The following is a 20,358-nucleotide window of genomic DNA, read 5'->3' as shown; positions in this document are numbered from 1 at the left end:
GATACTTATGACAAAGCGCGATTACTTAACGGCCGGTGGCTTAGCCGTTTTTACCTTTTTATTCTATTCTCTCTTTACATGGCATATGCCCGTCACCGATCCGGTAGAATCCAATTACGTGCTTACCGCTACTGAAATGATGCAGGCTCACGATTATTTAACACCGCGTATCTATGGTGCACCATGGTTTGATAAACCTATCCTGGTATATTGGGGGCTGTTAGCGTCTATGTCACTTTTCGGCAACAGCGACTTTGCGCTCCGCTTGCCGTCACTTTGTACCGCTGCACTTACTATCGGTACTACATTTTTAGTGTGGCGTAAATTAACTCACCGGTATCTGCCCGGTCTTATAGCCGCTGCTGTCTTAGGCACCTCGCTTCAATTTTGGTATATCTCTCATGCCATCGTCACCGATGGTTATTTGTATTTGTTCACCTTAGGAATTTTCTATCATGCCTATCAAGGACTCAACACGTATACCACACACGCTAACCTAACTACCGATACTGCTAAAGCAACTTCACCATTAGCTACGAAACATATTATCATTGCCTATGCTTGTGCCGGTCTTTCTATTCTTACCAAAGGTCCTGTAGGTCTTGTATTGCCGGGACTGATTCTCCTCATCTATTGTCTCTTTACCCGTCGCTATAAAGATTGTTTACGTCTCTTTTCTCCATGGGGGCTTTTCATATGCGCTCTTGTAGCCGTGCCATGGTATGGCTACATGTATTACCTACACGGGGCCGACTATGTAATGGAATTTCTCGGACTTCATAATGTAGTACGTGCTACTGTATCCGAACATCCCGAAATGGACGTTTGGTATTATTACTTACTCCTTTTGGTAGTACAAATTCTACCTTGGACCGGTCTTATCATTTATGAAATGCGTCAACTGTTACGACTGCGCCGCCACTTATCGCCGCTTATCGTTTATACTCTTGTTTGGCTTATGGGTACGTTATTATTTTACTCACTTATGTCAACCAAGTATATAACCTATACCTTCATTGCCCTAATTCCACTGACCTACCTTATCGCCGATGGTGCTCTTCGCCTATCCGCACGTCTATCTTCCAAACGCTTGACGCTACCGGTTATGGTTCTTCCCTTTTTTCTTTTGCTGTCAGGTCTATCCATCGCAGCACCACTGTTCTTTCCCGAAGCTCGTCTGGCCATTTGGAGTATGGCTATAGTCGACGCCCTGCTCATCCTTCAGCATTACCGTCATCGTTTACGCCTTCTCGGATCCGTCATTATAGCTATGATTGTTTTCTACGGCACGTTATCCTATGCGCTGTTACCTGTTATCGAAGACGCTTCCGCTCGCGAAGCTTCGACCGCTATACCAAAGGACTATACAGGCGATATCTATATCTATTACACCTTTGCCACTTCCTTTAATTTCTACAGCGGTCGCGAAGCCTATTTATTATTGCCGGACGATATACCCAACACAAGTCGGTGGCAATCGTTTAGAGAAGGTATGCCTAAAAAATTTCCTAACGATGTTGCCCAAGAAATGCGTATCAAACCTTCTACCCCTGTAATTATCTTAGTGCCAACATCCAAGGAAAAGTACTTTACTGCATTGCCCATCAGCCAGTACGTAACACCGCAAAGGGTAGTGGGAAAATATCTTCTGTATAGCAATAACTCCTTGTAGGAAGTGGACCAAGCTCCATCGACTCTTAGACTAACACGTTTTGTCCCATAACTCCCATCAGTGTTCTCATCCCGGCATAAAAAACACCCTTATATTCTACGTGCCTCGTTTTTCCAAGCACCTAAATATAAGGGTGTTTTTATTGTTAATTACTTTATAGTCACAGTGAACCTATATACTAATCATCCAGGTCTTCTAATAAAGAACGACCTCTCGGATTGGCCACAACAATGTCGTGACCCATTTCGGCATAGCGCTTTACTACCTCTTTATCTAGTTTACTATCGGAAATAATAAAACTTACTTGATCCAAACCACAAATATGAAGTAGTGATGCCGAATTAATTTTATTCGAGCTGGACAATACAATAACTTTGGACGAAATGGCAACCATTTTTTTCTCCAAGCTTGCTTCTTCATCTTTATAATCGGTACAGCCTTTGAAAAGATCTACACCGGATACAGCCAGGAACAAAAGATCGACGGAGAAGTTATCCAAGAACTGTGTAGCCAACGCGCCGAAGAACGCATTTTCTTCACGATCAAAACGGCCACCGCAAAGAATTACTTGAATCTTCGGATCTTCTCGCAGAATATCTACGATGGTCAACGAATTGGTCAATACAGTCAAACGCTTTCCGCAAAAAGCGAGCTCCCGCGCTACGGCTTCATTGGTTGTTCCCGAATTGAGAGCCACGCTGGTGCCATCTTCCACAAAAGATACTGCCATCAAAGCAATTTCCGATTTTTCTAATTTTTCCGACTGTTTCCGTCGACCGTAATCCATCTCCGGATACTTACCGGTATAGAACTTATTAGACACCACACCACCGTGTACCTTGCGAACCAATTGATTGCTGGTCAACACTTCTAAGTCGCGGCGAATCGTTTCTACCGACACATTTAATAACTTAGCTAACTCTTTTTTTGTTACTGTACCTTGTTCCCGTACCAAATCAACAATAAACTTATGACGCTCTTCTGCTAACATCGAAAACACTCCTTTTCTATCTGACATACTCATACCATATGCTGTGCTTTATCAGGACAACCCGCTTCCGCGCTCCGCAATTCCCTCAGTACATCACCTCTGAGCCATAGCAAGGCCAACAGATTGGGAATTATCATAATACCTAATATAACATCCTGCAAGAGCCAAACCATTTTTATGGAAGCAATGGTTCCCAAAAAGATAATAATCATAAAAATATATTTAAAATTATCGGCTAAACGCGTGCATCCCAAATAGGCCAATGCTACGTTGCCAAAATACCATTGCGATATAATCGTGGAATAGGCAAAAAGAATGACTGCAAAAAATACGATATATCGCAAATAATAATTTACGTTTTCAAAAGCGGTTAAAATAAATACTGCCGGTGATAGGTCTTCCGTAAACACGCCGGACGCAATGATAGTAAAAGCAGATACGCTACAAATAATAATGGTATCTACAAACACTTCAACAATTCCCATGAGGCCTTGCGTATGTGCTCTTTTCACTCGTGCCGCCGAGTGGAGCACCGGTGCCGATCCCTCCCCGGCTTCATTACTGTAAAGGCCGCGAGCCACACCGAAGCGCATCGCTTCCTTGACACCGTAACCGGCTACGCCGCCGAGCGCACTTTCAGGGTAAAACACCGAGCCTATAATCATTTGCCATACAAATAAGGCTCTGTCCCAATGAACGATTACTACAATCAACGAACCTACGATATACAAAACGGCCATTAAAGGTACGAGTCGTTCCGTCACTCGCCCTAGTCGAGTGACTCCGCCGACAACAACAAGAAAGACCATAATACATAAAAAGATGCCGATAAGATAGCCGGGAATATCAAAGGTATGCATGAGCACACCGGACAAAGCATTGGCCTGAATAAGTCCGCCACCGCAAATCTGCATAAACATAAGTATGGCAAATAGCGCACCCAACCAAGGAAGCTTCATGCCCTTTTTGATGTAATACATAGGTCCTCCTACGTATTCCCCTTTTTTATTCTTCTCGCGGTATAAAATGCCCAACACAATTTCCGCATATTTCGTAGCCATACCGACAATTCCCGTAAGCCACATCCAAAAAACCGCTCCGGGACCTCCGCTGGCTACCGCCGTTGCTACACCGACAATATTTCCATTGCCTACGCAGCTGGCTAACGCATTGGTCAACGCCTGAAATGAAGATAATGTCCCCTCGCCACTGCCCTGGCCGCTGCCGCGCATGCCTGCTACGGCTTGTGCAATAGCACGTGTAAAATATCTAATTTGTACAAATCGTGTTGCTACCGTATAGTACACGCCTACACCGATTAATGCCACCATCAAGTACTTATCCCAAATCAGTCCTGAAAGCGTGAGTAAATAGTCTTCTACCATACCCATATTACCACCTTACTGCTTTTATCCGTAAGCCACTGTGATTACGCCATAGATTACCATAAATTCTATGCCTTCTTGTATCTTATTGAGTGCTGTCTTAACACTATCACCTTGTCAATCGTTTCATTGCAAATAAGAGACAGACGACGTTACCGTCATCCATCTCTTTTATCTTACACTGCACTATCGTAAAAACACAATAATTATATATTTATTTTGCAATTTTTCCCAACTAAATACAGCTCATTTGTGTTATTCGCTTATACCTCTTGACAGCATTATATAACAACACCCTATAAAATATCAGCCATATATACGCATTATAATCGTATCTCTACTCATATTGTGCCAACATACGTTTTATATAACTTACACTTTTTTCCACACCGTGCATCTGATCAACCAACAATTGTTCCAGCATAGCCTCAGATACTTCATGTGGATAATAATACTGTGATGGCTTAATAGGATATAAAGGATGACGAATGGCAAATGCCCCTTCGCCACAGCCATATACACCGCCGGTACCCACCGAGCGCTTAAACTCGGCACAGTAGGGATAGCACATTTCGATATTTAAACGCTCTACCGGTGAGTTTTCATACAATACATCAAATAAAGCCGGCACATCTAAATTGCCTTCACCGATAGGCACTCCACACACAACATAGCCAAACTCCGATGATTTGTCGGGAATAATTATATGATCCTTACAATGCGTCATCTTTACATAAGGAGCCATCTTTCTCACTGCTGCCATCGGATCCTCCCAGGCCATCATAGAATTTCCAAAATCAAAGAGTAATTGTACCCATGGACTTGCAATTTCCTTCACCAGTGCTACTAATTCGTCTGCTGTTTCATATTCATGATTTTCCAAACATAATGTAATGCGATACTTTTTAAGCAATGGCTCGATACGACGAATAGCCTCCACTGCATCCCGCAAGTTTTGGGGATCGAAGTCCTGCCTTACTTTTACAATGTCATACGCACCCTCTGCTGCTGTTGCGAGCGCCGATCGATTAATCGTAATGGGTACGTAAGAACGGACAAAGCGCGCTCCTAATATATGTGCTACGCGCAATACTTCTGTCAACCGTTCATACTCAAGGTTACGCATATCAAGTTCCACGTACATATCATACGCCTTGAGCTTATCTTTAATTTTTTTCAAATGAGTTTCATCGGCACTGCCCAATGTTCCCCATTGTTCATCAAGATTATAATCCTTGATTACATTAATCTGAACACCGTCCAGTCCCAACTCATGAGCCTTATCGATAAAACCAAAAATATCCATCCGCTTATGCTGAAACCATAAGTGCAGACTTTCGGTTTCCAGTCCTAATTTCATTACTGCACCATTGCCTTTCTGCGTTTAACCATGCGCAACAACACTGTAGAAATGATAACGCCCAAGATAGAAAATCCAATCATGCAACTGAATACGAATTGATAACCCGTAAATCCCGGATACGAGTCCAATAAATATCCATAAAGCGCAAAGCAAAACAGTTGCGGTGCGTATCCCAGAATGCAGGCAATACTCATAGCTGCCCCGGAAATATCTCGCGGCACATCAATTTCATCGACATTAGCAAAAAATACGGCTCTCATAGTAAATATAATGGCACCATATCCCAATGTCAAAACCATCCCTAGGTACACATTAAAATTCTTATGCGGTAACATCATGAAGATAACCATATATATAATAGCAATAATCAACGCTACACGAGTATAGCGAATAGGCGAATGGAATTTTTTATCTACCAAGAAGCCGCCTACAGGACCGCCTACCATCTTAAGACCGTACTGGTTAATAATACCGTATGCACCGACCAATGCCACCGGTAATCCATAAATATCCTTCAAGAACGGAATAAAATATGTAAGACCGCAATATACAGAGTACACGGAGAAGATCATGAAGGAGACTACCCAAATTTCAGGCATTTTAATTGCTTTCAGCATGCCATCAAACGCTACCTTAGACTGAGACACTTTACCTTCCAAAACTTCTTGCGACACTTTGTCATCCTCTACTAAAAAGTAGGATACGATCCCTACGGTAATAACAATGCCGGAGTAGAATAAAATAGATCCGCGCAAAGCAAATGCAGTTTCGCCCAGTCCAACGAAAATAGCTAACGCAGTAAAGGCAACTATGGTATCGACAATACCGCGCCCTGCTTCCAGAAAACCAAACAAACGGCCCTGCTCTTCACTCGTACCCAACAAGCGCACCGCTTTGAGCAGTACCGGCCAATACACAATTTCTCCCCAGAACGAAAGTAAGGCCCAAGAGATTAAAATACCCATATATCCCGGGAACGTAGAAATATAAATACCGGTTAAACCAATGCCCACCAAAGAAATAGAAATCATCTTTCGTTTTGAAAATCTGTCCGCCAAGTAGATGGAGGCAAAGTTACCGATAGTTTGTACTAAACCATATACGGATAACGCCATACCTATCTGCGTGTTTGATAAACCCATAAACTCTTGCATCGGTACATAGAAAGCATCCTTTAACGAAGAAAGCTTAAATATAGTACCTCCGCCTAATACGAGTACTACAAATGTAAACCATTTGTAAGCTACTGCGCTCATTCTGTCCTTTAACATACGGCCACCCCGTTTCCATGACTAAAACATTATAGTTTAGTTGCAACTTTGTGATTACAATATATCATTATTTGTTAATTATGTAAATTATTTTATGTTATTTTGTGTTTTTATATTACATTTTTATATACATTGCTATTTTTATTTACCACAGATTGCACTTTATGCATGGCCATATGCAATAAATCAATATTTCTTCTCAATTATTTATTGCATTCCTTATAAATTCTATAGTAAAATAATTTTCGAAACGGACTATATTCTATATACTATGAATACAGTCATACATGAATCGATTGCATGCTGCAATGGCAATTTTTCCGATGAACTTATCGGCATGCATCACCATTACTGAATGAGAATTGAGGGGGATTTATCCTATGGCAACCGTAAATGAAAACTATTTTAACCTGCAAGGTTCCTTCCTCTTTGCGAACATTGCACGCAAAGTAGAAGAGTTTCAGAAGGCACATCCCGATGCCGACATCATTCGACTTGGCATCGGCGACGTAACACTGCCGCTTGTACCGGCTGTAATCGACGCTCTTCACAAAGCCGTTGACGAAATGGGCAATACTGAAACCTTCCGTGGCTACGGTCCGGAGCAGGGCTATGAATTTTTGCGCAAAGCGGTAGTAGAAAAAGACTATGCACCGTTGGGCATCACTATTGCCCTCGATGAAGTATTCATCTCCGATGGCGCTAAATCCGACGTAGGTAACATTCAAGAATTGTTTGCCGAAGACAACATCGTAGCCATTACCGACCCTGTGTATCCGGTGTACTTAGACAGTAATGTCATGAGCGGCCGTACCGGTAAAGCTATTGACGGCATCTTCGAAAAAGTTGTATATTTGCCGACGACGGCAGAAAATAACTTCTCTCCGGACTTTCCGAAAGAACGCGTTGATATTGTATATCTTTGCTGCCCTAACAATCCTACAGGAACCGTACTCAGCCGTGCCCGCCTAAAAGAATGGGTTGACTGGTGTAAACAAAACGATGCTATCCTCATGTTTGACTCCGCATACGAAGCATTCATTTCCAGTGAAGACACCGTTCACAGCATTTACGAAATCGAAGGCGCTCGCGAAGTAGCCATCGAATTCCGTTCTTTCTCCAAGACGGCCGGCTTTACGGGCACTCGTTGCGCTTACACCATTGTTCCTAAGGAAGTGACTGCCCGTACTAAAGATGGCGAACGCAAACAGCTTAATCCTATGTGGAACCGCCGTCAGTGCACCAAGTTCAATGGCGTGCCGTATATCATTCAGCGTGCTGCCGAAGCAGTATATACCGAAGATGGTTACAAACAGACGCGCGAGAACATCGCCTACTACAAAGAAAATGCCCGCATCATTCGTGAAGGTCTCGAAAGCATTGGGCTTACCGTATTCGGTGGTGTAGATGCACCGTACATTTGGCTAAAAGCTCCGGCCGGCATGACCAGCTGGGATCTCTTTGATCTCTTATTAGAAAAAGTTCACATCGTAAGCACGCCGGGTTCCGGTTTCGGTCCATCCGGTGAAGGCTATTTACGCCTTACCGCATTCGGTAGTCGCGAAAATACATTACGCGCTATCGAACGCATCAAGACGTTGTCTTTTAAATAAGATAACATCTCGGCGGTAACGCACTCGTTATAAATGCGGGCCCGCCTATTACGGCGGGCCCATTTAAATATATTCTTTACAAAGTATAGTCAAAAAATTTTAAAGGAGATGTATCTCTATGAACAAAATCAGAATTGGTATCGTAGGCTATGGTAACCTCGGTCGCGGTGTAGAAGCAGCTGTAGGTCGTCAGCCGGATATGGAACTTATCGGTGTATTCTCTCGTCGTTCCGGTCTCACCACCAACAGCGGTGTAGCCACCTACACGATGGATCAGCTCGCCGATTTTCAAGGTAAAATCGATGTCATGGTATTGTGCGGCGGTTCCGCTACAGACCTTATCGAGCAGACACCGGAAGTTGTAAAATACTTTAACGTTATCGACAGCTTCGATACCCACGCCCGCATTCCGGAACACTTCGAGAATGTAAAAAAAGCAGCCCTTGCCTCCGGTAAAGCCGGTCTCATTTCCTGCGGCTGGGATCCGGGTATGTTCTCCTTGCAGCGTGTGTACGGCGAAAGCGTATTGCCGCACGGAGAATCCTACACCTTCTGGGGTCGCGGCGTAAGCCAAGGTCACTCCGATGCCATTCGTCGCATCAAAGGTGTTGTAGATGCTCGCCAGTATACGGTGCCGAAGAAAGAAATCATCGACGCAATCCGCAATGGTGAAACGCCGGAAGTAACTGCCACCTCTTCCCATGATCGCGAATGCTACGTAGTCGTAGAAGATGGTGCCGACAAAGCAGCTATCGAAAAAGAAATCAAAACGATGCCGAACTACTTTGAAGGCTATCATACAACGGTTAACTTCATTTCCCAAGAAGAACTCGATGCCAATCACAAAGGCATTCCTCATGGTGGCTTCGTCATCCGCAGCGGTGAAACCACAGAAGGAACTAAACATATTTATGAATTTTCTTTACAGCTTGACAGTAATCCGGAATTCACCGGTTCTGTCTTAACCGCCTTCGCCCGCGGCCTCTATCGTTTGGCCAGTCACGGTGGTCGCGGTGCCTTCACTGTATTCGATATTCCGCCGGCATGGTTGTCGCCGAAAACGGAAGAAGAATTGCGTGCTCACTATTTATAATGCTATAATAAAATAAATTATGGTTACAGCGCATCTATGAAAATAGGTGCGCTATGATTTTGAGGTGAACACATGAGTACAAATTTAGAAGTAGGTATTGTAGGCTTGCCGAACGTCGGTAAGAGTACCCTATTCAATGCTATTACAAAAGCCGGAGCGGAAGCAGCTAACTATCCGTTCTGTACCATCGAACCAAATGTAGGCGTCGTTGATGTGCCGGACGAACGCATTAACGTCTTGGCTGAAATGTTTAAGTCAAAAAAAATTGTCCCTGCCGCAATGCGCTTCGTAGACATTGCCGGTCTCGTTGCCGGAGCTTCCAAAGGCGAAGGGTTGGGCAACAAATTTCTCAGTCACATTCGTCAGGTAGATGCGATTGCCCAAGTAATTCGTTGCTTTGATGATCCTAACATCACACATGTATCCGGCTCTATCGATCCGATTCGTGATATTGAAATTATCAATACCGAATTATGTCTGGCCGATTTGGACAGTGTCGAAAAACGTCAGCAACGTATTGAAAAGATTGCCAAAAGCGGTGATAAAGCAGCTCGTGCCGAATTGCCGGTATTAGAAAAAGTAGCTGCTGCACTTAGCGAAGCTATTCCGGTGCGTGCGCTTGGTCTTGAAGAAGAAGAACTGGATATGCTCAAGGAGTTAACTCTCTTAACGGCCAAGAAATCCTTGTATGTAGCTAACATTTCCGAAGATGAAGTGTCTGATTATTCCGGTAACGACTACGTTAAGCGTGTACAAGAATACGCAGCTAAGGAAGGTTCCGGTGTCGTTGTCGTGTCGGCACGTATCGAATCGGAAATCGCCGAGCTCTCCGACGAAGAAGCCAAAGCCTTCCTCGAAGATTTAGGCGTAACCGAAAGTGGTCTTGATAAGCTCATTAAAGCCAGCTACAGTTTGCTCGGTTTGATTAACTTTTTTACAGCCGGTGAAATGGAAGCGCGTGCCTGGACGATCGTAGACGGCACTAAGGCGCCGCAAGCTGCCGGCAAAATTCACTCCGATATAGAAAAAGGATTTATACGTGCAGAAATTGTTGCCTATGATGACCTCATTGCCTGCGGCAGTCAAAATGCAGCCAAAGAAAAAGGTCTTGTTCGCTTAGAAGGCAAAGACTATGTCATGAAAGACGGCGATGTAACCTACTTCCGTTTTAATGTATAAACAGAATACTATCCACAAGTAAATTACCGTAACAAAAAGGCCATCGGCTTTGCATTTGCAAAACTGATGGTCTTTTTACATCGTTTTATAAAATTTTATATAATCTCTACTGACTCATCTTAGGCAATGATTTTCTGCTCACTTATCCCCTAAGCGATTCACCGAACAATTCATCTGCCGATAGCTTTACACAATCTTTCGCCGATCCACCGTAGCTATATACCCCGGAATGCGATATACCATTATCTCGCATGTACCCTAAAGCCGTTCGCAAATCTACTCGCTTTAGCAAAATACACAAGCCACATGCATGGTGTAACTGCGGTGGTGTAGGAATCAGCTTCATCACCAGTCCCTTTTCTTTGAAAAGTGTCTCTGCTTTAGTAGCAAAATAATAACTGGTGAACATAATCAAAGTATCCATTGCGTGTTCCTAATCCTTTAGCCTACAAAGTGACCATGGCTTCCGTCATCATCGAATCGGAAATAACATACATGTTAGTAATGGTGCCAACCTTAACAGACTCCTTCAAGCCATAAAAATCAAGACAGATACCGCAGGCCGCAATCTCTACACCTGCATCCGCCAAAGCCTGCAGATTTTCCAAGTGTTCCGATCCTTCCGCAACCATTTTAACGCCGCTGTTAATGAAGAAAATCTTTTTCGGTTTTACATCAGCTTCCGTCAAGCAAAACCAGAATGTCTTCATCAAGGAGCGTCCCAACTCTTCGCTGCCTTCACCAAGATAGTCCTTAGTCATCAAAAGAACACGACCGCCTACTTCGGGAATTTCTTTTTTCTCATGTACTGTAGCCGTCGATTCTGTCTGATTTGCCACTATATCATTACCCGGCGGCGTCATTCGAATATAGTAAGCACTCCCGCGTTGCTGGATACCTACCGCATACTTTTTAGATTTCCCCAACTTAATTACATTATCTCGGCTGACTTCATTATCTACGACGGTAACAATCACCGCTTCCGGAGAAGCATCCATAGCTTTTTTACTTTCAATAACGGGAACCGGACATAATTTTCCCCGTACGTCCACTACTACTTCTTTACTTGACATATACTGCGCAATCTCCTTTCGTTACTACTTCACCGATACGCGTTGCTGCAATTACACCTGCCTCATGCATGGCCTTCACTAAATCATCGGCTTCCTCCGGCGGCACCGCCAACAGCAATCCACCGGATGTCTGCGGGTCAAAGCATATATCGCTCCATACTTCATCTACGTTTTCTGCAAAGCAAATGCCCGATACGGCTTTACGATTTCCATACGTTGCCGCCGGCACCAATCCCATAGATGCCGCTTCCACCGTATCCGTAAACAAAGGCAGCTGCGCTGTGTTGATAACAATAGACACATCACTACCGTCCGCCATCTCGCGCCCATGTCCCATAAGACTGAATCCGGTCACATCCGTGCAAGCATGTACCGTAAAGTGTTGTGCCGTTTCTGCCGCTGCTTTATTAAGTGTAAACATACTGTTTGCCGCCTCTTGCGTGCCGTTCTCAAAGACGCCGCCTTTTAAAGCAGTGCTCATAATGCCTGTGCCTATAGGCTTAGTCAAAATCAATGCATCGCCAACCTTAGCACCGCTATTCTTCCATACCTTGTCGGGATGAATCACTCCGGTAACAGACAAACCAAAAATAGGCGTTTCGTTTTCAATGCTGTGTCCGCCTACCACTGCAATCCCGGCAGACTCCAGAATATCCGCCGCCCCGTTTAACACTTCCGTCAATACACCTTGCTCTACCAAAGGCACGGGAAAACCTACAATATTCATCGCTGTCAACGGCCGTCCTCCCATAGCATAAATATCACTGACGCTATTTGCCGCCGCAATGCGCCCGAAGGTACGAGGATCATCTACGATGGGCGTAAAAAAATCCAGGGTCTGTACTAATGCCGCATCATCCGTCAAGCGATACACGCCGGCATCATCAGCCCCTTTCATGTCTACCAGCACATGTTCATTCGTCGGTACCCGAACTTGCTGTAACACACCTGCCAATATATGCGGCCCTATCTTACAGGCACAACCTCCCTTGGCTGCATAGGTCGTAAGCTTAACCATGTCGCACTTCCTTTCTTACTCTTTGGCATCCGGTCCGCGAGACACAATCTTTTTTACCGCCTTTTCAAATTTAGGACGAGCGATCATAACTTGGTGACCGCAGCCTCGACACACCATAGTAAAATCTACCCCAATACGTCGCACTTCCCATTCATCGCTGCCACAGGGATGCGTCTTCTTCATTTTTACTATATCGCCTACATAATATCTAACAAATGCCATAACTGCCTCCTACACGATACGCTACCTTATTACTTTCTTATTGTAACACTCTTATTTTCCCTATGCAAAATTCAATACGCCTTTACCCGCTTCATCTCTTTTGATAGTATCCGCTTCACCTTTCTTGGTATAATCTACTTCATCTTTCTTATCTTACTCTGCTCCGCCTTTCTTGTCATAATCTGCTTCGTCCGGCTACTCGACATAATTTACTTGTTACAAGTATATCCTTTCGCTTATCTTTTTGATTTCCTAATCTACGCCGGTACAAACCGGGTTACGGTAACGTAGGTTATCTTATTATAAAGCGTGTTTAGTTACCTTATTGAATGGTATATAAAGAATATATTCCGTTAATTATCAATAGAGAATTCTTTAATATGATATTAATTCTCATTTAATAAAGTTAGAGCATAGCACATCATCTTACTATCACGTATTCCCAAAACATAGATAAACTCTACATTGATAAGCATTATCATTTTAAAATAAATTTATAAAATTCGATAAAAAAGACTTGCTTTTCTCATTTCTATGTCCTATAATGTAATCAACAATGATTATTCATTAATTTGAATTGTTTGCTACATTCTAAAAGTTTGTATGTATTGTTGTTTATGTGAGTGCATAAAGGAGAGATTATCATGTCAGAATTAAAAGGAACTAAAACTGAACAGAACTTACAGGCTGCATTTGCTGGTGAATCCCAGGCTAACCGTAAATACACGTATTATGCTGCTGCAGCTCGTAAAGCAGGCTTGAACAAAATCGCTGATTACTTCGAAGAAACCGCTTTGAACGAAAGCGCTCATGCTAAAATCTGGTTCAAACTTCTCCAGGGTGGCGACGTTAACGCTGACGTAGCTGTTAACTTGAAAGACGCTGCTGCCGGTGAAAACTACGAACACACTACAATGTATCCGGAATTCGCTAAAGTAGCTAAAGAAGAAGGCTTTGCTAAAATCGCTTACCTCTTCGAACAGGTTGGTAACATCGAAGCTCGTCATGAAGAACGCTACAACGATCTTCTTAGCTATGTAAACGGCGGTAAAGTGTTCAAACGCGAACAGCCGGTTGCTTGGATTTGCGCTAACTGCGGTTACATTCATGTAGGTAACGAAGCTCCGCAGGTTTGCCCGGTATGTGCTCATCCGCAGGCTTACTTCTCTCAGCATAGCGACGTTCTTCTCTAATTCTAACTACTAAGTAGCTTGATTATAGTGAACGCAAGGTTGCAATACTATATAACAATATAGCCAAGTGGCATTACATGTATGCAAGTGCATACTAAAAGACCGACGGTGGTTTTCCATCGTCGGTCTTTTTCATATCTATGAGCTTCTCATTCTATTTATTCTGTATATAACTGCCCTGCCTCACAATGCCATCGCTGTTGTCCTACCTCATCAGCTTCATTTTTATCATGAGTAACCCATAAGCAGGGGATCTGCCATTCACCGATTATATCTACCAAATCCCGGCGTACCTGTTCCCGCAAATTCCAATCTAATGCCGACAACGGTTCATCCAAAAGCAGTATTACCGGCTTAGCATATAGAGCACGCCCTAATGCTACCCTCTGTTGCTCACCGCCCGATAATGTGCCTGCCTTTATATCTTTGTACTTACCAAGTCCCAAGCGATTCATAATATGGGATAGTAACGCTTCATCACCGCGTTTGCTATAGGTAATATTGTGATATACCGACATGTGTGGAAAAACAATATTTCCCTGAGGCATATAACCTACAAAGCGTTGCTGCGGAGCCAGAAAAATATTCTTTGTCGTATCCACCCATACCTCATCATTGCGGATAATACATCCCGTAATAGGGCGTACCAAACCGGCCAGCGATTTGATGATGGTAGACTTGCCACTTCCCGAAGAACCGGTTAGTGTAGTAATCCCGGTATCCAATACGCCCTCTGCCTGTATTAACAGCGTTGGGCGCTGCACTGTTATTGCAAAAGATATCAAACTCCATCGCTCCTTATTTCTTCATCCTTCAACGTCGCACCGTTAACTTTAAAACGACTAGCGCTCAAAACAGCAACACTACTAAAAATAGTAACACTAATAATACTAACACTAGTAATACTAACACCAATAATACTAACACCAATAACACTAACGCCCAAAATGCTCACTTCAAAACGATCAGAACAATTATATCAGCGCCGCTGTCCGAATAAACCGCCCTTGGTAATAAGATGTACACTCCACAACAAACCCAGCGTAAGCGCGCAGATATAAACGACAATAGCAAAGGCTCCGCTGTAATCGCCTACTTCCACTAAAGAATAAATAGCCAGCGGCATGGTCCGTGTAAGCCCCGGAATATTACCGGCAATTAAAATCGTCGCACCGAATTCCCCCAATGCTCGACTAAATGCCAAAATAGCCCCCGTCACAATTCCCTTCCAAGCCAAGGGAATAGAAATAGTAAAGAAAATCCGCAGTTCCGAAGCACCCAAGGTACGAGCCACATCTTCTACAGCGGGATCAATCGAACTTAGCGCTGCCCGCACTGTCTGATAAAATAATGGAAAGCCGATGATCGATGATGCCAATACAGCCCCCATTTTGCTGAATACCACCTGTATTCCTATGGACTGCAGCCACGCACCAAAGGCTCCGCCGGGGGAAAAAATAACTAACAACGCAAAGCCCACTACTACCGGCGGCAAAACTAAAGGCAAGGTCAACACCGAATCGATGAGTGCCTTGCCTTTCACATCATACCGCTTCAATATATAATTCAGCAGCAGGCCCACTACGATAATATGTACTAATGCCAGGAGAGCAACCTCCAGCGACAACCATAATGGACTCATAGCTTATAACTACTCCTTGCTAGCTACCGCTATGCATTTATTTTGCTGCATTCGGTACACTGGTAAATCCGTACTTCTGTAAAATCTGTTGTGCTTCGGCACTGGTCAGATACGCATAAAAATCCTTAGCCAATTGGTTTTCGTTCTTTGTTACTAACGCAATAGGATAGATAATCGGCTTGTGACTGTCTGCCGGCGCCGTATCGGTAATGGCAACGCGATCCTTGGAAGCCATGGCATCCGTCTTATATACAAATCCTGCATCCGCTGTTGCTTCCGCAACATAAGCGGTTACTGCTTTTACATCCTTCGCATATACCAGCTTAGGCTGTACTTGTTCCCATACACCTAATTTTTTAAGACTTTCTTCTGCATACTTACCGGCCGGTACCGTTTCAACCGTGCCGATAGCCAAGCGATTTACATTTCCTAAATCACTGATTTTATAGGCCTGCTTACCTTTGGGAACGATAAGTACCAATGAGTTCGCCGTCAAAGGCTTTACCTTTTCCACCAAATTCTTATCTTGTAACAGCCTCATATTACTTTCGTTAGCAGAAATAAAAATGGATGTAGGTGCCCCCTGCTCTATTTGCTGCCGCAGCGTACCGGAACCGCCGTAATTAATTGCGATCTGGGAAGCATCCAAATGATGTGCCTTCACGTAATCATCCTTCAGCTCATTCATAGCTGCCTGCATGCTGGCTGCTGCCGACACCGTAATAGTTTCTTTTGAAACATCCGCTTTTTTTGTATCATCGCTTTGCCCGCAACCGGCCGTTACCAATAACAACGCACTTAATGCTACCCCCAACCATTTCTTATTCATCTCACTACCTCCTTATCGTATCGACTCTGATGCTCCGCTCATCACCATATCATATACGCCATCGCAGTCTTTCTAAAAGCAGAGCACAATATATATTTTTCTGTTCATATCCATATTACTACAAAACACGCAGTTCCGCACGTCTCATTCATCACATAGGCATAAATTGTCAGTTAATTATCTTTGCTAATCACAGGCTATATGCATTCTCTTTTCTATGGGTACTACATTATGATAGTATCTCACTAAAGAATGTAGGCAGTACATATTTTCATACCGGCTATAGGAAATTAATATATTTTTATTCTTACTTCACTGTGATATAGTATAAATAGCAAGTGTAGGTATAGAATTAACGGAGGTTGTCCCTCTCTTAGGAAGGAAGTCATGTATGGAACTGTTTATACATATTTTTTGGACCAGCGTTATGCCGATTCTCATCATGGTGTTCGCCGGCTTTATATTGGATAAATTATTTACATTGGATTTACGTACCTTAAGTAAGCTGAATTTTTTTATTCTCTTACCTACCTACGTGTTCACTCAAATTTACACGGCTCATTTAACAACGGAAAGTATCGAAATTTTCTTCTGTGCCCTGCTCATCTTAATCAGCAACAGTTATGTAGGCGTCGGCGTCAGTAAACTGCTGGGCTATGATTTGAAGAAAACCCAGATCATCCGCAATGCTACCATGTTTAACAATGGAGGCAATATAGGGATTGCCATTGCCACCTTTGTATTTTCCAATGTACCGTACATCGTCAACGGCAAAACACCTTATGTGGAAGTAGGCATCGTCGCCATTATTGCTTCTTTTATCATCCAAACCATCAGCTGTAATACGCTGGGCTTTTATCAAGCCGGTGTCGGCGTACTGACTAAACGCGATGCATTGCGCATGGTCTTTCATATGCCGGTGCTATATGTAGCCCCCGCTGCTGTTCTGGCTCGCTGGATTCCCTACGATCTTACCACTCTTATGGTTTGGTCACCGCTGAGCATCTTCTCTCATGCCTTCGTTGGTATGGCTATGATGACCTTAGGTGTACAAATGAGTCGCACTCCTTTGAATTTTATAAAGAAAGACGTTATGGTCGCTACGGCCTTACGCCTCATCGGCGGTCCGATTATTGCTGCCACCTTGATGCTCTTGTTTATCACCCTCTATTCACCGGTGCATCCTATCTCTGCCCAGGCTATCATCATTAGCTATAGCGTACCTTCCGCGGTAAACACGGCCCTCATCGCCTTTGAAATGAAAAATCATCCGGAGTTGGCTACGCAAATCGTCATGGCCACCACCCTCTTCTCGGCCGTCACCATGCCACTGGCCATACTCTTTGCCTATTACCTTTTTCCGGTATAAGAGAATATAACAAAAATAACCCTCTCCCACGCAGAGGCTCTTCGCAAGACCGAGCCTCCTAGTGGGAGAGGGCTATTTTTGTTATTATAACTTAGCTTTTACCTTTACCGCTACCTTATACATGAACACGCAAAGTACTAAGTACATTACGATGCCCAAATACGTAGCACCTTGGGTAGCATGCCATGCCTTAGCAAACCAGTCGATACCGGCGATACGCAATACCGCACTGATTAAACTACCGATAGCACCGCCGGCTACAAAGCCGGATGCAATGGTGCTGCCTTCACTGAGGCGCAATTCATTAGTATCCTTGTCATCACTGCTGTGAGATACCAAATGAGAAATCAATCCACCTACCAAGACCGGTAAGTTGATTTCCATTGGCAAGTAACTACCAAGGGCAAAAGCCAACGGCGGCACACCAATCATCCAGAGTACAACGGCGAAAAGAGCACCGGCCATATACAACGGCCAATGAGCGCTGCCGCCGGACATAAGCGGCTGAACAATAGCTGCCATCGCATTTGCCTGCGGTGCCGGCAATGCATCCGGACCGGTAAATCCATATGCATGATTTAACAAGAGCAATACGCCTACGGACACAACAGCAGATACGATAACACCTACCAACTGCCACAGCTGCATGCGTTTCGGCGTAGCACCTACCAAGTAGGCTACCTTCAATTCCGACATAAAGTTACCGGCTACACCGATAGTGGTACCCAGGAACGCCGCCATCATTAAGATTGCAATGATACCGACATCACCGGTCATACCGGTAGAAGCCAATACTACCGCCGAGAGAATAATCATAAAGATGGTCATCCCCGATACCGGTTCGTTACCGGTAAAAGCGATAGAACTAATACCTACTACAGACAACAGGAATCCCAAAATCAAAACGATAAGGAAGGCCAAAATCGTCTGTAAGAAAGTTTGCGCGTAATAAATATGGAAGAAAATAGCAAATAAAACGACAGTAGCAATAATACCTAATGCCAATACGGACATCGGTAAATCGCGCTGCGTGCGCAAGATTTCTACCTGCACCGTCTTATTCGGCGTAAAAATATCTTTTAACGCACGAACGACAACATCCTTAACTACACCGGCCATTGTCAAAAGACCGATGACCCCGGCCATAGCCAGCATACCGATACCTACATGACGTACATAGTTGCTGAATACGGCACGTACCGGTGCATCCGCCAACATCACCGTCTGACCATCAATCACCATCGGATGCGTACCACCTAAGTAGTATACGATCGGTACGCATACAAACCAGGAGAAGAAGGAACCGGCCGCAATAATAGCTGCGTAACGCAGCCCCGTAAAGTACCCGATACCGAGCAAGGCCGCATCACTATCAAGACCGAAGCTCAGCTTTAATTTATCTTCCAGTACCTGTCCCCAGGAAAAAGCAGCCGAAGAAATCCCTTCCTTCCACCATCCTAAGCTGTTCAATACAAAGTCGTATGCCATAGCCAAGGTACCGCTGACAATCATCAGCTTTGCCTTACTGCCTTCAGAGCTGCTCAATACTTCTGCAGCGGCACGACCGGCCGGGAACGGATATACGGAATTCATTTCTTCACAGAAATACCGCCGGAACATAACGGACAGGAACACACCCAAAAGACCGCCGAGAATAATCGGCACAATCATCTGGAAGAAGGATAAGCTCGGCATTTTCAAAATATAAATAGCCGGCAAAATAAACATGGCCCCGCACAACACATTTGTGCCGGAGCTGGCAATGGCTTGGATATGCACCGTTTCCGGGAATGCATTTTTGCGTTTGAACATAACCGCCATGCCCATAGCCAATACCGATACCGGTGCAAACGCATCGACGGTCTGACCGATTTTAAGACATAAATACCCTACTGCCAACGCAAACAAAGCAGCATAAAACAAGCCCCAAAATACAACGTAGCCGTTGATTTCCACGTATTCCTTTTGAGGCGACATAATTGGCTCGTGAAGCTCTGTTTTTACCTCTTCGGTAGCCATAAAAAAACCTCCAATTCACATCGACCGTAACACTGAGTTAGTTCGCTGCAATCAGGGCGTTTACAACCGTAACCTGCGAGATCAATCGATCCTCCTCGTCAACGACGCGAATAGACCATACATGACTGCGCTTACCGCGATGCAACAGTTCTCCGATTGCGGTAACAGTCCCTTCCGCCTTTTTAGGTCGCACATGATGTGCCGTAACGGACTGTCCCACCCCCAGATACTCTCCTCTTTCAATCTCATTTGAGGCCATACCGGCGATAGCTTCGCAGAATGCAATCGTGGCGCCGCCGTTCAAATAACCGAACGGCTGTGCATGGAAGGGACCCAGTTTCATACGACTTTCCAATCCCGTTTCCGTACAGCGCACATATTCAATAGTAAGCTGCTCTACTAACGACTTCATCGGTCTCGCTCCTC

19 protein-coding genes are annotated in these 20,358 nt (G+C 44.2%); 6 read left to right on the top strand and 13 right to left on the bottom strand.

What is annotated here, in order from left to right:
- The first annotated feature begins 7 nt into the window (after positions 1-7).
- Positions 8-1,672 (top strand): ArnT family glycosyltransferase, encoded by a 1,665-nt coding sequence (locus tag G344_RS10370; protein WP_051245621.1) that lies wholly within the window; start codon positions 8-10, stop codon positions 1,670-1,672.
- Between the two features lie 178 nt (positions 1,673-1,850).
- Here the strand turns inward: G344_RS10370 and G344_RS10365 are convergent, their stop codons facing one another.
- The 4 genes from G344_RS10365 to G344_RS0100655 all read right to left on the bottom strand — a co-directional run bounded on the left by G344_RS10365 (position 1,851) and on the right by G344_RS0100655 (position 6,682).
- Positions 1,851-2,663, bottom strand: coding sequence for a DeoR/GlpR family DNA-binding transcription regulator (locus G344_RS10365; RefSeq protein ID WP_051245619.1), 813 nt, complete (start codon positions 2,661-2,663; stop codon positions 1,851-1,853).
- Positions 2,664-2,692: 29 nt separating this feature from the next.
- Positions 2,693-4,054: an alanine/glycine:cation symporter family protein gene (locus G344_RS10360; RefSeq protein ID WP_051245616.1), complete on the bottom strand. Its 1,362-nt coding sequence runs from the start codon at positions 4,052-4,054 to the stop codon at positions 2,693-2,695.
- 331 nt (positions 4,055-4,385) lie between these two features.
- The gene (locus G344_RS0100660; RefSeq protein WP_028254505.1) at positions 4,386-5,408 is read right to left on the bottom strand and encodes a sugar phosphate isomerase/epimerase family protein; all 1,023 of its coding nucleotides are present in this window, start codon (positions 5,406-5,408) and stop codon (positions 4,386-4,388) included.
- Positions 5,408-6,682, bottom strand: a complete 1,275-nt coding sequence (locus tag G344_RS0100655) for an MFS transporter (RefSeq protein WP_028254504.1) — start codon at positions 6,680-6,682, stop codon at positions 5,408-5,410. Before G344_RS0100655 ends, G344_RS0100660 begins: the two co-directional genes overlap by 1 nt.
- Before the next feature lie 380 nt (positions 6,683-7,062).
- Between G344_RS0100655 and G344_RS0100650 the strand changes: the two genes are divergently transcribed.
- The 3 genes from G344_RS0100650 (at position 7,063) to ychF (ending at position 10,567) form a co-directional block, all read left to right on the top strand.
- The gene (locus G344_RS0100650) at positions 7,063-8,295 is read left to right on the top strand and encodes an LL-diaminopimelate aminotransferase (RefSeq protein ID WP_028254503.1); all 1,233 of its coding nucleotides are present in this window, start codon (positions 7,063-7,065) and stop codon (positions 8,293-8,295) included.
- Between the two features lie 118 nt (positions 8,296-8,413).
- Positions 8,414-9,388 carry a diaminopimelate dehydrogenase gene (locus tag G344_RS0100645; RefSeq protein ID WP_028254502.1) on the top strand — a complete coding sequence of 325 codons (975 nt, stop codon included), beginning with the start codon at positions 8,414-8,416 and terminating at the stop codon, positions 9,386-9,388.
- A gap of 72 nt (positions 9,389-9,460) precedes the next feature.
- Positions 9,461-10,567 (top strand): redox-regulated ATPase YchF, encoded by a 1,107-nt coding sequence (gene ychF / locus G344_RS0100640; protein ID WP_028254501.1) that lies wholly within the window; start codon positions 9,461-9,463, stop codon positions 10,565-10,567.
- Between the two features lie 142 nt (positions 10,568-10,709).
- On the opposite strand, the gene G344_RS10355 is transcribed toward ychF, so the two are convergent.
- The 4 genes from G344_RS10355 to G344_RS0100620 are packed head-to-tail and all read right to left on the bottom strand — an operon-like array spanning position 10,710 to position 12,880.
- Positions 10,710-10,991 (bottom strand): putative Se/S carrier protein, encoded by a 282-nt coding sequence (locus G344_RS10355; protein ID WP_038154602.1) that lies wholly within the window; start codon positions 10,989-10,991, stop codon positions 10,710-10,712.
- A 22-nt stretch (positions 10,992-11,013) separates the two neighbouring features.
- Complete coding sequence (gene yedF, locus G344_RS0100630; protein ID WP_038154600.1) at positions 11,014-11,640, bottom strand: sulfurtransferase-like selenium metabolism protein YedF; 627 nt, start codon at positions 11,638-11,640, stop codon at positions 11,014-11,016.
- Positions 11,630-12,658, bottom strand: a complete 1,029-nt coding sequence (gene selD / locus G344_RS0100625; protein ID WP_028254499.1) for a selenide, water dikinase SelD — start codon at positions 12,656-12,658, stop codon at positions 11,630-11,632. Before selD ends, yedF begins: the two co-directional genes overlap by 11 nt.
- A gap of 15 nt (positions 12,659-12,673) precedes the next feature.
- Positions 12,674-12,880: a DUF951 domain-containing protein gene (locus tag G344_RS0100620; protein ID WP_028254498.1), complete on the bottom strand. Its 207-nt coding sequence runs from the start codon at positions 12,878-12,880 to the stop codon at positions 12,674-12,676.
- Positions 12,881-13,524: 644 nt separating this feature from the next.
- Between G344_RS0100620 and rbr the strand changes: the two genes are divergently transcribed.
- Entirely contained in the window at positions 13,525-14,073 is a 549-nt protein-coding gene (gene rbr, locus G344_RS0100615; RefSeq protein WP_028254497.1) for a rubrerythrin, read from the top strand.
- Positions 14,074-14,231: 158 nt separating this feature from the next.
- Here rbr and G344_RS0100610 read toward each other — a convergent pair whose 3' ends face one another.
- The 3 genes from G344_RS0100610 to modA all read right to left on the bottom strand — a co-directional run bounded on the left by G344_RS0100610 (position 14,232) and on the right by modA (position 16,544).
- Positions 14,232-14,858 (bottom strand): ATP-binding cassette domain-containing protein, encoded by a 627-nt coding sequence (locus G344_RS0100610; RefSeq protein ID WP_028254496.1) that lies wholly within the window; start codon positions 14,856-14,858, stop codon positions 14,232-14,234.
- A gap of 194 nt (positions 14,859-15,052) precedes the next feature.
- Entirely contained in the window at positions 15,053-15,715 is a 663-nt protein-coding gene (gene modB, locus G344_RS0100605) for a molybdate ABC transporter permease subunit (RefSeq protein WP_028254495.1), read from the bottom strand.
- 37 nt (positions 15,716-15,752) lie between these two features.
- Positions 15,753-16,544 (bottom strand): molybdate ABC transporter substrate-binding protein, encoded by a 792-nt coding sequence (gene modA / locus G344_RS0100600; RefSeq protein WP_028254494.1) that lies wholly within the window; start codon positions 16,542-16,544, stop codon positions 15,753-15,755.
- Between the two features lie 391 nt (positions 16,545-16,935).
- Here modA and G344_RS0100595 point away from each other — a divergent pair, with 391 nt between their 5' ends.
- Complete coding sequence (locus tag G344_RS0100595) at positions 16,936-17,913, top strand: AEC family transporter (RefSeq protein ID WP_028254493.1); 978 nt, start codon at positions 16,936-16,938, stop codon at positions 17,911-17,913.
- Between the two features lie 84 nt (positions 17,914-17,997).
- Here G344_RS0100595 and G344_RS0100590 read toward each other — a convergent pair whose 3' ends face one another.
- Both G344_RS0100590 and G344_RS0100585 read right to left on the bottom strand, forming a co-directional pair.
- The gene (locus tag G344_RS0100590) at positions 17,998-19,932 is read right to left on the bottom strand and encodes an OPT family oligopeptide transporter (protein WP_028254492.1); all 1,935 of its coding nucleotides are present in this window, start codon (positions 19,930-19,932) and stop codon (positions 17,998-18,000) included.
- 37 nt (positions 19,933-19,969) lie between these two features.
- On the bottom strand, positions 19,970-20,344 hold the full coding sequence (locus G344_RS0100585) for a PaaI family thioesterase (RefSeq protein WP_028254491.1): 375 nt from the start codon (positions 20,342-20,344) through the stop codon (positions 19,970-19,972).
- Positions 20,345-20,358: the final 14 nt, after the last annotated feature.

It is taken from the genome of Veillonella magna DSM 19857 (assembly GCF_000428745.1).
GTDB classification, from domain to species: domain Bacteria; phylum Bacillota; class Negativicutes; order Veillonellales; family Veillonellaceae; genus Veillonella_A; species Veillonella_A magna.
This window is presented reverse-complemented; position numbering and strand designations above follow the sequence as displayed.

What these genes read in the sequence shown, in the direction of transcription:
- G344_RS10370 (WP_051245621.1), top strand. Translation starts at nt 8, where the DNA reads ATGACAAAGCGCGATTACTTAACGGCCGGTGGCTTAGCCGTTTTTACC.
- G344_RS10365 (WP_051245619.1), bottom strand. Translation starts at nt 2,663, where the DNA reads ATGTTAGCAGAAGAGCGTCATAAGTTTATTGTTGATTTGGTACGGGAA.
- G344_RS10360 (WP_051245616.1), bottom strand. Translation starts at nt 4,054, where the DNA reads ATGGGTATGGTAGAAGACTATTTACTCACGCTTTCAGGACTGATTTGG.
- G344_RS0100660 (WP_028254505.1), bottom strand. Translation starts at nt 5,408, where the DNA reads ATGAAATTAGGACTGGAAACCGAAAGTCTGCACTTATGGTTTCAGCAT.
- G344_RS0100655 (WP_028254504.1), bottom strand. Translation starts at nt 6,682, where the DNA reads ATGTTAAAGGACAGAATGAGCGCAGTAGCTTACAAATGGTTTACATTT.
- G344_RS0100650 (WP_028254503.1), top strand. Translation starts at nt 7,063, where the DNA reads ATGGCAACCGTAAATGAAAACTATTTTAACCTGCAAGGTTCCTTCCTC.
- G344_RS0100645 (WP_028254502.1), top strand. Translation starts at nt 8,414, where the DNA reads ATGAACAAAATCAGAATTGGTATCGTAGGCTATGGTAACCTCGGTCGC.
- ychF (WP_028254501.1), top strand. Translation starts at nt 9,461, where the DNA reads ATGAGTACAAATTTAGAAGTAGGTATTGTAGGCTTGCCGAACGTCGGT.
- G344_RS10355 (WP_038154602.1), bottom strand. Translation starts at nt 10,991, where the DNA reads ATGGATACTTTGATTATGTTCACCAGTTATTATTTTGCTACTAAAGCA.
- yedF (WP_038154600.1), bottom strand. Translation starts at nt 11,640, where the DNA reads ATGTCAAGTAAAGAAGTAGTAGTGGACGTACGGGGAAAATTATGTCCG.
- selD (WP_028254499.1), bottom strand. Translation starts at nt 12,658, where the DNA reads ATGGTTAAGCTTACGACCTATGCAGCCAAGGGAGGTTGTGCCTGTAAG.
- G344_RS0100620 (WP_028254498.1), bottom strand. Translation starts at nt 12,880, where the DNA reads ATGGCATTTGTTAGATATTATGTAGGCGATATAGTAAAAATGAAGAAG.
- rbr (WP_028254497.1), top strand. Translation starts at nt 13,525, where the DNA reads ATGTCAGAATTAAAAGGAACTAAAACTGAACAGAACTTACAGGCTGCA.
- modB (WP_028254495.1), bottom strand. Translation starts at nt 15,715, where the DNA reads ATGAGTCCATTATGGTTGTCGCTGGAGGTTGCTCTCCTGGCATTAGTA.
- modA (WP_028254494.1), bottom strand. Translation starts at nt 16,544, where the DNA reads ATGAATAAGAAATGGTTGGGGGTAGCATTAAGTGCGTTGTTATTGGTA.
- G344_RS0100595 (WP_028254493.1), top strand. Translation starts at nt 16,936, where the DNA reads ATGGAACTGTTTATACATATTTTTTGGACCAGCGTTATGCCGATTCTC.
- G344_RS0100590 (WP_028254492.1), bottom strand. Translation starts at nt 19,932, where the DNA reads ATGGCTACCGAAGAGGTAAAAACAGAGCTTCACGAGCCAATTATGTCG.
- G344_RS0100585 (WP_028254491.1), bottom strand. Translation starts at nt 20,344, where the DNA reads ATGAAGTCGTTAGTAGAGCAGCTTACTATTGAATATGTGCGCTGTACG.